This window comes from Desulfosporosinus sp. BICA1-9, assembly GCF_000802135.1.
In genome coordinates, this window is sequence record NZ_JUEE01000250.1 from 34961 (window position 1) to 46026 (window position 11066).

An 11066-nucleotide genomic window follows, 5' to 3' on the forward strand; every position below is an offset into this window, starting at 1 on the left:
GCTATTAATTAAACGCTTTACGAATCTTCTAAGATAGCCGCTACGGCAGTGCCCACATCTATCCCACATGCTTTACCTAATTCCTTCATCGTAGGAACGTCAGTACGCTCGATATGATGATTGTCACACCACTCAAGGATGGGTCGAAGGACATGCGTCTCAGCATCTTTTGCTATAAAAACACGTTTAACTCGCCCTTTATCCAAGGCACGTTGAGTTTGTTTTAACCCAACCGTCTTCTTTTTGGCATGTTTGAAGGTTTCATCAAGCACCAAAATGCTTTCCCCCCTTAATCACACTATAGTAGTTTAGCATTTGAGGTCTAAGGTGTCAATAATTAAGTCAGCTTAGATTCCAAAGTTTTAATATTTTGATACCTCAACATGCCCGTTCCAGCTGGGATTAATTTGCCGATGATCACATTCTCTTTCAGGCCGAGTAATGGATCAACTTTCCCTTTGATGGCCGCTTCTGTGAGAACACGGGTTGTCTCTTGGAAAGAGGCCGCCGAGAGGAATGAATCAGTTGCTAGAGAAGCTTTGGTAATTCCCAAAAGAACCGGATGAGCTACTGCAGGTTCCCCACCTCCAGCAATCGCTTTGGCGTTCTCGTCTTGGAAATCGAAGACATCGATCAGGCCGCCTGGAAGTAAGGTTGTATCCCCGGCATCATCAATTTTTACCTTACGCAACATTTGGCGTACCATCACTTCGATATGCTTGTCGTTAATATCGACCCCTTGAAGTCGGTAGACACGTTGTACTTCGCCTAATAGGTAGACTTGGACTCCGCGTTGACCTTTGACTTTGAGCATATCATGGGGATTGATGCTTCCTTCTGTTAACTCATCCCCGGCTTCAACCATCTGACCTTCTTTAACGCAGAGGCGTGAACCATAAGGAATTGTATAGATAATATGCTCTTCTGTTTCAGTCAGGAGATCAACTTCACGCCGTCCTTTAACTTCACTGATGGATACTTTACCGATGGCTTCCGAAATGATCGCTTGCCCTTTTGGTTTACGAGCTTCGAACAGTTCTTCTACCCTTGGAAGACCTTGGGTTATATCATCCCCTGCTACCCCACCAGTATGGAAGGTACGCATTGTCAGCTGTGTTCCAGGCTCACCAATCGATTGTGCTGCAATAATCCCGACCGCCTCGCCCATCTCTACTGGTCGGCCAGTTGCAAGGTTTCGACCATAGCACTTCTTGCATACTCCATAGCGCGACTTACAGGTGAGAACGGAACGAATGATGGCTGAATCATTCGTGTTGGCAATTTCGATGGCCTGTTCTTCGGTTATTTCGGTGTCAGGTGTGGCCAGTACTTCTCCAGTTTCAGGATGGAGCAAGTTTTCAAGTACAAAGCGTCCCACAAGACGATCTACCAAAGGTTCGATAATTTCCGGACCATCTTTAATATCCTCAACCATAATGCCGGTTAAAGTTCCGCAGTCTTCTTCGCGAACAATCACATCTTGTGACACATCGACGAGACGACGGGTCAGATAACCTGAGTCAGCAGTTCTTAAAGCAGTATCCGCAAGACCTTTACGTGCACCGTGTGAAGAAATGAAGTACTCCAAGACTGTCAATCCCTCACGGAAATTTGCCTTAATTGGTAACTCAATAGTACGTCCAGACGGATCTGCCATGAGTCCCCGCATACCTGCTAATTGTCTGAGCTGTTGAATATTACCACGGGCACCGGACGTCGCCATCATATAGACCGGGTTAAACTCATCAAGAGTATCCATCAAGGCTTGGGTTACTGTTTTAGTAGCTTTAGCCCATGTATCGATGACCAAATTATAGCGCTCTTCGTTCGTAATCAAACCCCGACGATATTGCTGCTCAGTTTTAGCCACCGCTAAATCAGCCTTGGTGAGGATTTCTGTCTTCTCCTTGGGAACGGTAATGTCCGTCAAACCGACGGTCATCCCCGCCCGGGTGGAGAATTTGAATCCTTGGCTCTTCAATCCATCTAATAAGCTAGCCGTCGCTTCATATCCAGCCTTACGGTAGGTTTTGGCAACGATGTCGGCCAGACCTTTTTTACCGACGACTTCATTGAAGTAGCCTATTTGAGGAGGAATGACGGAATTGAAAATTAATCGTCCAACGGTCGTCTCTAATAGTTTCCCGTCGCGGCGAACTTTAATACTAGCCTGTAAGTGAACAGCTTTTGTATCATAAGCTAAAACTGCTTCATCATAATCTTTAAATATTTTTCCCTCTCCAAAAGCACCTGGTCGCTCCATCGTTAGATAATAGGATCCTAAGACCATATCCTGAGTTGGAGTGGCGACTGGACGTCCATCTTTAGGGTTTAGAATGTTGTGCGCAGATAACATTAACAGCCTAGCTTCGGACTGAGCCTCTGCCGAGAGTGGAACGTGAACTGCCATCTGGTCTCCGTCAAAGTCCGCATTGTAGGCAGTACATACTAACGGGTGAATCTGTAAGGCTCGACCCTCGACTAAGATTGGCTCGAAGGCCTGAATGCCCAAGCGGTGAAGGGTTGGAGCACGATTCAAAAGAACCGGGTGATCAGTAATTACTTCCTCGAGAACATCCCACACTTCTGGACGTACCCTCTCAACCATCCGTTTTGCACTTTTGATATTATGAGCATGTCCCTCATTGACCAGTTTTTTCATGACGAAGGGTTTGAAAAGTTCCAAAGCCATTTCCTTGGGAAGTCCACACTGATGAAGTTTAAGATTTGGTCCGACCACGATAACAGAACGTCCTGAATAATCGACCCGTTTTCCTAAGAGGTTTTGCCGGAAACGCCCCTGTTTACCTTTTAACATATCACTTAAGGACTTAAGTGGTCGATTTCCTGGACCCGTAACTGGACGTCCGCGACGTCCATTATCAATCAAGGCGTCAACTGCCTCTTGGAGCATCCGCTTCTCGTTTCTGACAATAATATCAGGTGCGCCAAGATCCAGAAGACGTTTTAGGCGGTTATTTCTATTAATTACCCTGCGATAAAGGTCATTAAGGTCAGATGTAGCAAACCGACCACCATCTAACTGAACCATGGGTCGCAATTCTGGTGGAATTACTGGAACTACATCCATGATCATCCAATCGGGACGGTTTCCCGAAGACTTGAAAGCCTCGACAACCTCTAGACGACGAATTGCCCGGATCTTACGTTGACCAGAAACTTCTTTTAATTCTAAGCGCAACTCGTCGTTCAGTTTATCTAAGTCCATCTCTTCGAGCAACTGTTTAACTGCTTCCGCTCCCATGCTTGCCCGGAAACGATCCCCATACTTATCACGATATTCTCTATATTCTGTTTCGGTTAGAAGTTGTTTCTTCATCAAGGACGTATCGCCTGAGTCTGTCACAATATAGGAGACAAAATACAGGACCTTTTCCAAGGCACGAGGAGACATATCCAAGAGTAATCCCATACGACTCGGGATCCCTTTAAAATACCAAATATGAGATACCGGTGCAGCAAGTATGATGTGTCCCATCCGTTCACGACGAACCTTAGATCGGGTTACTTCTACTCCGCAACGATCACAGACAATGCCTTTATAGCGGACCCGTTTGTATTTTCCGCAATGACACTCCCAATCTCGAGTTGGACCAAAAATCTTTTCACAAAACAATCCCTCTCGCTCGGGCTTTAGGGTCCGATAGTTAATTGTTTCAGGTTTCCTTACTTCTCCAAACGACCACTCACGAATCATATCGGGAGAAGCTAAGCCAATACGCATACGGTCGAAGTTATTGACGTCTAGCAATCCATATCGCTCCTTTCGTCCGGGGACTATTTGAGATCGCCAAGATCTATATCTTCGTCCTCTAGGACTTCCACATTTAATTCATCGAGCGGATCTTCATCGTCGACTGCGAGCTCTTCCTCCTCCTCTAGTTTACCAGCTATGCGACTCGAGGGGAGTAAAAGTTCCTCATGTAAATCAATGCCAAGTTCCTTTGCGGTTTCCGTTATATCCTCATCGGTATCATGAATCTCAATTTCCCGATCATCTGCTGCTAAGACTCGAACGTCAAGTCCCAAACTCTGCATTTCTTTGATCAAAACCTTAAAGGATTCGGGAATTCCTGGTTCAGGGATATTCTCTCCTTTAACGATCGCTTCATACGTCTTCACACGTCCTACGACGTCGTCCGATTTTACCGTTAAAATTTCTTGCAGAGTATATGCTGCTCCATAGGCCTCCAGTGCCCAAACTTCCATTTCTCCAAAGCGTTGGCCACCGAACTGTGCTTTACCACCTAACGGCTGCTGTGTCACGAGAGAGTAAGGACCGGTCGAACGGGCATGAATCTTATCGTCCACCAAATGGTGAAGCTTAAGCACATACATATAGCCCACAGTGATCTTGCTGTCGAACGGATCTCCTGTACGACCATCGTACAGGACGGTCTTACCATCACTTGAAAGACCTGCTTTCTCTAAAGTTTCAAAAATATCATCTTCAGTGGCACCGTCAAAGACTGGAGTCGCGATTCGAATCCCTAGAGCCTTGGCCGCCCGACCGAGGTGAGTTTCTAAAACCTGACCGATATTCATTCGCGACGGCACGCCTAGGGGATTGAGTACAATTTCAATCGGTGTACCATCCGGCATGAACGGCATATCCTCTTGACGCATGATTCTCGAAATAACCCCTTTGTTTCCATGGCGACCAGCTACCTTATCACCCACTGAAATCTTTCGCTTTTGAGCAATGTAAACGCGCACAAGTTGATTGACTCCAGGAGATAATTCATCGCCGTTTTCACGCGTAAAGACCTTCACATCTACAATTTTACCCGCTTCACCATGCGGCACTCGTAAGGAGGTATCCCGTACTTCACGCGCTTTTTCTCCGAAAATTGCGCGGAGTAGACGCTCTTCTGCCGTTAACTCAGTTTCACCCTTGGGCGTAACTTTTCCGACTAAAATGTCTCCGGGACGAACTTCTGCTCCGATCCGAATAATTCCACGCTCGTCAAGATCTTTCAAAACATCTTCCCCGACGTTGGGGATGTCACGTGTAATTTCCTCTGGACCAAGTTTCGTATCCCGCGCGTCTGATTCATATTCTTCTATATGAATGGAGGTGTAATAATCCTCTCTGACGAGCTTTTCACTAATCAGGATTGCGTCCTCATAGTTATACCCTTCCCAGGTCATAAAGGCAACCAGAACATTACGCCCTAAGGCCAGTTCACCATGGTCTGTGGATGGACCATCTGCGATGATCTGACTGGCCTCCACCACTTCCCCCTTCATGACAATGGGTCGCTGATTAATGCAGGTCCCTTGGTTAGAACGTGAATATTTGAGGAGTTTATGTTTCTCTGTTGTACCATCAGCACGAAGGACAATAATCTCATCCGCAGTAGCTCGTTCCACAACCCCTGCTTGTTTGGTTATCGCACAAACACCCGAGTCCTTCGCTGTTTTATACTCCATGCCTGTACCGACGTAAGGAGAGTCCGTACGTAGTAGTGGTACTGCCTGTCGTTGCATGTTAGAGCCCATTAGAGCCCGGTTGGCATCATCATGTTCGAGGAATGGAATCAGCGCCGTGGCGATGGATACCATTTGTTTAGGGGATACGTCCATGTAATCAACCTGGTTCGGCGAAACATGAACAAAGTCAGGGCCATGACGACCGTCAATTTTTTCTCCTAAAAACTTACCGTCTGCATCAAGTGGTGCATTGGCCTGTGCTACGACATATTTTTCTTCCTCGTCAGCGGTTAAATAATGGATCTCGTCTGTAACTCTGCCGTTCTCTTTATCTGCCATCCGGTAAGGGGCTTCTATGAATCCATAGGGATTGATCCGTCCAAAGGTGCTTAGGCTACCAATCAAACCAATGTTTGGACCCTCTGGCGTCTCTACAGGACACATCCTCCCGTAATGGGAATGATGGACGTCGCGCACTTCAAAACCAGCGCGCTCTCTGCTCAATCCTCCAGGTCCCAAGGCACTCAAGCGACGTTTATGGGTTAATTCGGCCAAAGGATTTGTTTGGTCCATAAACTGAGATAGCTGGCTGCTGCCAAAAAACTCCTTGATTGCTGCCACAACAGGACGAATGTTGATTAAGACTTGAGGAGTAATGACCTCGACATCCTGAATCGTCATCCGTTCGCGCACGACACGTTCCATACGTGACAAGCCAATACGGAATTGATTCTGAAGAAGTTCTCCTACTGAGCGCAACCTACGATTGCCCAAGTGGTCAATATCATCTTTAGAACCTTCTCCGTTCATCAAGGCTAGCATCCGCTGGACGCTGGCTATGATATCCCCACGCGTCAAGTGACGCACATCCATGGGTATATCCAAACCTAACTTTTTATTGAGTTTATACCGGCCTACTTTCGCAAGATCATAGCGTTTGGCGTCAAAGAACAGCGCTTCCAAAAGTGAGCGCGCGCTGTCAACTGTCGGGGGTTCACCCGGCCTTAAGCGTTTGTAAATTTCAACCAAGGCTTCTTCGGTTGACTCTGAGTTATCTCTTTCTAAGGTTGCACGGATATATTCGTTATCATGAAATAACTCTAATATTTGTCCGTTACTGGCATATCCTAAAGCTCGAATAAGGACAGTTCCCGGCAATTTCCGAGTCCGGTCAACCCTTACAAAGATATTATCGTTGATATCTGTTTCAAATTCTAGCCATGCCCCGCGATTCGGAATTACCGTTGCTCCAAAGAGCTTCTTACCGCTCGGATCAATTTGTTCCGCATAGTAGACTCCCGGCGATCGTACAAGTTGGCTGACAATAACCCGTTCAGCTCCATTGATAATAAAGGTACCCTTGTCTGTCATCAACGGGAAATCCCCCATAAAGACTTCCTGTTCTTTTACTTCACCAGTTTCCTTGTTGATCAGACGCACCTTTACTCGCAGAGGCGCTGCAAAGGTAACATCACGTTCCTTGCACTCCTCCACCTGGTATTTAGCTTCTCCTAAGCTATAATCAACAAATTCCAAAACGAGATTGCCTGTGAAATCTTGAATCGGCGAAATATCGCGGAACATATCGCGCAACCCTTCATCAAGAAACCAACGATAGGAGTTCTGCTGGATTTCAATCAAATTTGGCATGTCTAGGACTTCTCGAATTCTGGAATAACTCCAGCGTTCTCTCGTCCCAACCTTAACAGGATAGAACATGTACGTTTCACCCCTCAGTGCGGTTTTCTCTCATTGAGGATAATATATTGACATATACAGCCAAAAGCAAGGCCTTAAAAAGAACCTCGCTTAACTGTTTATGATGTTCCACCATCATTCCGACAATTTCAAAGATAATGTCTCCTTATTATCTAATGCTTGCATTGATTGCCATACCATGGATGGATTAAGTAATAAATTCCATTTATCCATAGTAACATTTATAAAGTATAACAAAATCAGAGTATGTTGTCAAGTAATTTCTAAGCTTCTTTTCATTCAATTTACCATATTATTTTGAAGCATTTTAATTGAAATAAAACAAAGAAGAAGGCACCCTCCAAGAGAGAGTACCTTCTCTATTACTAAACTTACTTAACTTCTACAGTCGCACCAGCTTCAGTTAATTTAGCCTTTAAAGCTTCTGCTTCATCTTTGGAGATTTTCTCTTTGACTGCCTTTGGAGCATTGTCAACGAGATCTTTAGCTTCTTTGAGACCTAAGCCAGTTGCTTCACGTACTACTTTGATAACTCCAATTTTGGAAGCTCCACAGTTCATGAGCATAACGTCGAATTCGGTTTTCTCTTCAACTTCTTCAGCCACTGCAGCTGCAGCAACACCAGCAACAGCCACTGGAGCAGCTGCGCTTACACCAAATTCTACTTCGAATGCCTTTACGAGTTCGGATAATTCGAGGACAGTTAGACCTTTAACACTTTCGAGAATTTCATTTACTTTAGACATTTTTATTTCCCCCTTAATATTATGAAGCTTTTTTATAAATTACTTAAATTATTAAATTACTGAGCTTCCTTGAGTTTGCGTACCTCTTCCAATGCGTATCCCATTTTTCGGATCGGCCCTTGGAGAACATTGACCATACCAACAAGAGGAGCCTGCATTCCGCGTAAAACCATAGTGAGCAACACTTCGCGGGATGGTAGTTCGGCTAGAGCTTTAACACCCTCAGGCCCAATTACTTTCCCCTCTAAGACACCAGCTTTAATTTGGAATTTCTTCAGTTTATTGACTTTGGCAAATTCCATTAACACTTTAGCTGGAGCGACAGGATCTGCACTAAAAGCCAGCGCTGTTGGCCCTTTAAGATAAGAATCGAGCCCTTCAACCCCTAGTTCATCAGCAGCACGACGCACGAGTGTATTTTTCATAACCCGATACTCTACTCCTGCTTGGCGCAGTTGAGCACGCAATTGCGTTACTTGGGCTACGGTCAGTCCTCGATAATCTGCTAAGACAACTCCGGAAGCTTGCTGGAACTTTTCCTTAATCTCCGAGACAACTAGACCTTTTTCTTCAAAATTAGGCATTCTGTGTACCTCCTTCCTTCTGATAAACTCATCAAAAAACCTCCGCTGTTGCAGAGGTTAAGAATGCCAAATAAGTATCTATCGGCTAGTCTTCCAACCTCGGCAGGACATTAAGCCTTACGGCACCTGCTTTCTACAGCGGACTGTATTTAAATCTTGGTAAGCATATCCTACTTGCAAAACAATGTCAAGAACCTACAAACTATTAGAGTGCTTTCAGAGGGTTAATTCGTACACCAGGACCCATTGTCGAGGTGACTGTAACACTTCGAATAAACTGACCTTTAGCAGCAGAAGGCTTGGCCTTCACTAAAGTTTCTGCTAATGTACGGTAGTTCTCAAATAGTTGTTCCGTGCCAAACGATACTTTACCGATCGGAGCATGGATGATACCTGCCTTTTCTGCGCGGTATTCAATCTTACCAGCTTTAATCTCTTTGATCGCACGAGTTACATCAGGGGTAACTGTTCCAGTTTTAGGGTTTGGCATAAGTCCTTTTGGTCCGAGAACTCGTCCCAATTTACCGACCATACCCATCATGTCTGGAGTTGCAACAACGACTTCGAAGCCAAACCAACCTTGTTCGATCTTCGCAATCATATCTTCGGCTCCAACAAAATCTGCACCAGCTAATTCTGCTTCCTTGGCCTTGTCCCCTTTAGCAAATACCAAAACTGAACGGGTTTTACCCGTGCCATTCGGGAGTACAATTGCACCACGAATTTGTTGGTCTGCATGACGGGTATCAATGCCTAATTTAAAGGCAACCTCAACTGTTTCGTCAAATTTCGCCTTTGCGTTAGCTTTCACAATTTCTATAGCCTCTGTAGGCTCATAGAGTGTCGCGCGTTCAAACGATTTAATAGCTTCCTGATACCTTTTTCCAACTTTAGCCATTCTTTTAACCTCCTTGTGGTAATGCGGGCTAAGCCCTCCCACAATTAATTTAGTCCTACTGTTAGAAGCATGAACTATCTTTATCCTTCAACGATATCGATACCCATACTTCGCGCCGTACCTTCAACCATGCGCATTGCTGCTTCGATACTCGCTGCATTCAGATCCTTCATCTTAATGTCCGCAATTTCGCGTACTTTTGATTTTGGAAGACTTGCAACTTTTTTGCGATTTGGTTCAGCCGAGCCTGAATTGATGTTAGCCATTTTCTTCAATAGCACAGCGGCTGGTGGTGTTTTGGTAATAAAGGTAAAGGAGCGATCCTCATAGACCGTAATCTCAACCGGAATAATTAAACCTGCTTGATCCTTTGTGCGCTCATTGTATTCTTTGCAGAAGCCCATAATATTGACTCCATGCTGACCTAGAGCCGGACCAACTGGAGGTGCCGGTGTCGCTTTTCCTGCTGTTATCGCTAATTTTACCATCCCAATTACTTTTTTCGCCATTGTCATTACACCTCCTTGATAGGATAATCTTATTAATCTAGCTTTTGAACTTGTGTGAATTCAAGTTCAACCGGAGTCTCTCGCCCAAACATGGATACTTCAACACGCAATTTCGCTTTGTCAGCAAGAATCTCGCGGACTACCCCAACAAAATCCTTAAAGGGACCCGCGATGACCTGGACACTTTGATTAATCTCAAATTCAATCCGAGTATGGATCTCGTCCATTCCCATCTGTTGCAAAATCTTGATTACTTCAGTTTCCAGCAATGGAATTGGCTTAGTACCAGTTCCAACGAAGCCAGTTACACCAGGGGTATTACGCACTACATACCATGAATCATCAGTCATTTCCATTTCCACGAGTACATATCCCGGATATACTTTGCGCTTCGTGATTTTCTGCTTTCCGTTCTTGAACTCGATTTCATCTTCCATCGGAACAAGTACTCGAAAGATCTTTTCTTCCATGTTCATGGATTCGACTCGTTTTTCAAGATTCATCTTAACTTTGTTCTCATAGCCAGAGTACGTATGAATAACAAACCAATCTTTTGCCATTTCCCAGGGACCTCCTCAGACTCTGCCGCAGAAACTCGCCAGTTAGGGCAGCAGCTTGGTCAAGACCGCGCTTAGACCACTATCCACAATCCACATTAGAATGGATACAATCGTCACCGCTAAGAACACAACTCCTGTGTAGGTGAGCAATTGCATACGGCTTGGCCAATGAACCTTTTTCAACTCGCTCAAAACCCCGCGGAAATACTCCGCAGCCTTTTCCTTCTGACGCTGAGCATTAGCCGATTTCTTCAACTCGCCCATCACTTCACATCCTTAACACGACATCGATGCCATCAACCAGTGACAACGCCTCCTGGCGTACCTTTAAACCATTGCAAAAAAAAATTACTTGGTTTCCTTATGGAGAGTATGGCTTTTGCAGAACTTGCAAAACTTTTGAGCTTCCAAGCGATCAGGGTTATTTTTCTTATTCTTCATCGTAGCATAGTTACGGTGCTTGCAATCCGTACACGCTAATATAATGCCAACACGCATTCACGAACACCTCCCGGACAACGGTAGGACGCTGTATTTTAATCGGTTACTCAAAATACTTTATCATAAGACAATTCCACTGTCAAGAGAAAAGTCTT

Annotated in this window: 10 protein-coding genes and 1 other annotated feature; all 10 genes read right to left on the reverse strand. The window is 45.0% G+C overall.

The genetic code is table 11. From position 1 onward, the window contains the following. Nucleotides 1-17 precede the first annotated feature (17 nt). The 10 genes from JL57_RS31260 to rpmG all read right to left on the reverse strand — a co-directional run bounded on the left by JL57_RS31260 (nt 18) and on the right by rpmG (nt 10968). Nucleotides 18-272, reverse strand: coding sequence for a ribosomal L7Ae/L30e/S12e/Gadd45 family protein (locus JL57_RS31260; RefSeq protein WP_034145789.1), 255 nt, complete (start codon nt 270-272; stop codon nt 18-20). A 65-nt stretch (nt 273-337) separates the two neighbouring features. Next, complete coding sequence (gene rpoC / locus JL57_RS31265) at nt 338-3772, reverse strand: DNA-directed RNA polymerase subunit beta' (RefSeq protein ID WP_034145779.1); 3435 nt, start codon at nt 3770-3772, stop codon at nt 338-340. A gap of 26 nt (nt 3773-3798) precedes the next feature. Next, nucleotides 3799-7173, reverse strand: coding sequence for a DNA-directed RNA polymerase subunit beta (gene rpoB, locus JL57_RS31270; RefSeq protein ID WP_034145780.1), 3375 nt, complete (start codon nt 7171-7173; stop codon nt 3799-3801). A 371-nt stretch (nt 7174-7544) separates the two neighbouring features. Continuing rightward, on the reverse strand, nt 7545-7919 hold the full coding sequence (rplL, locus tag JL57_RS31275; RefSeq protein ID WP_034145781.1) for a 50S ribosomal protein L7/L12: 375 nt from the start codon (nt 7917-7919) through the stop codon (nt 7545-7547). A gap of 56 nt (nt 7920-7975) precedes the next feature. Next, on the reverse strand, nt 7976-8503 hold the full coding sequence (rplJ, locus tag JL57_RS31280; protein ID WP_034145782.1) for a 50S ribosomal protein L10: 528 nt from the start codon (nt 8501-8503) through the stop codon (nt 7976-7978). Between the two features lie 24 nt (nt 8504-8527). After that, nucleotides 8528-8660: a sequence feature (ribosomal protein L10 leader region), on the reverse strand. 48 nt (nt 8661-8708) lie between these two features. Continuing rightward, a complete protein-coding gene (gene rplA / locus JL57_RS31285) occupies nt 8709-9401 on the reverse strand; it encodes a 50S ribosomal protein L1 (protein ID WP_034145783.1) in 693 nt (230 codons plus the stop codon). Nucleotides 9402-9481: 80 nt separating this feature from the next. Further along, entirely contained in the window at nt 9482-9910 is a 429-nt protein-coding gene (gene rplK / locus JL57_RS31290; protein ID WP_034145784.1) for a 50S ribosomal protein L11, read from the reverse strand. A gap of 32 nt (nt 9911-9942) precedes the next feature. Then, nucleotides 9943-10470, reverse strand: a complete 528-nt coding sequence (gene nusG, locus JL57_RS31295) for a transcription termination/antitermination protein NusG (RefSeq protein ID WP_034145785.1) — start codon at nt 10468-10470, stop codon at nt 9943-9945. A 42-nt stretch (nt 10471-10512) separates the two neighbouring features. Further along, nucleotides 10513-10734: a preprotein translocase subunit SecE gene (secE, locus tag JL57_RS31300; RefSeq protein WP_034145786.1), complete on the reverse strand. Its 222-nt coding sequence runs from the start codon at nt 10732-10734 to the stop codon at nt 10513-10515. Between the two features lie 84 nt (nt 10735-10818). Then, nucleotides 10819-10968 carry a 50S ribosomal protein L33 gene (gene rpmG, locus JL57_RS31305; RefSeq protein ID WP_014901220.1) on the reverse strand — a complete coding sequence of 50 codons (150 nt, stop codon included), beginning with the start codon at nt 10966-10968 and terminating at the stop codon, nt 10819-10821. Between the last annotated feature and the right edge of the window lie 98 nt (nt 10969-11066).

Bases quoted from the DNA above. Each gene is read 5' to 3' on its own strand.
- rpoB (WP_034145780.1), bottom strand. From the start codon at position 7,173: ATGTTCTATCCTGTTAAGGTTGGGACGAGAGAACGCTGGAGTTATTCC.
- rplL (WP_034145781.1), bottom strand. From the start codon at position 7,919: ATGTCTAAAGTAAATGAAATTCTCGAAAGTGTTAAAGGTCTAACTGTC.
- rplJ (WP_034145782.1), bottom strand. From the start codon at position 8,503: ATGCCTAATTTTGAAGAAAAAGGTCTAGTTGTCTCGGAGATTAAGGAA.
- rplA (WP_034145783.1), bottom strand. From the start codon at position 9,401: ATGGCTAAAGTTGGAAAAAGGTATCAGGAAGCTATTAAATCGTTTGAA.
- rplK (WP_034145784.1), bottom strand. From the start codon at position 9,910: ATGGCGAAAAAAGTAATTGGGATGGTAAAATTAGCGATAACAGCAGGA.
- nusG (WP_034145785.1), bottom strand. From the start codon at position 10,470: ATGGCAAAAGATTGGTTTGTTATTCATACGTACTCTGGCTATGAGAAC.
- secE (WP_034145786.1), bottom strand. From the start codon at position 10,734: ATGGGCGAGTTGAAGAAATCGGCTAATGCTCAGCGTCAGAAGGAAAAG.
- rpmG (WP_014901220.1), bottom strand. From the start codon at position 10,968: ATGCGTGTTGGCATTATATTAGCGTGTACGGATTGCAAGCACCGTAAC.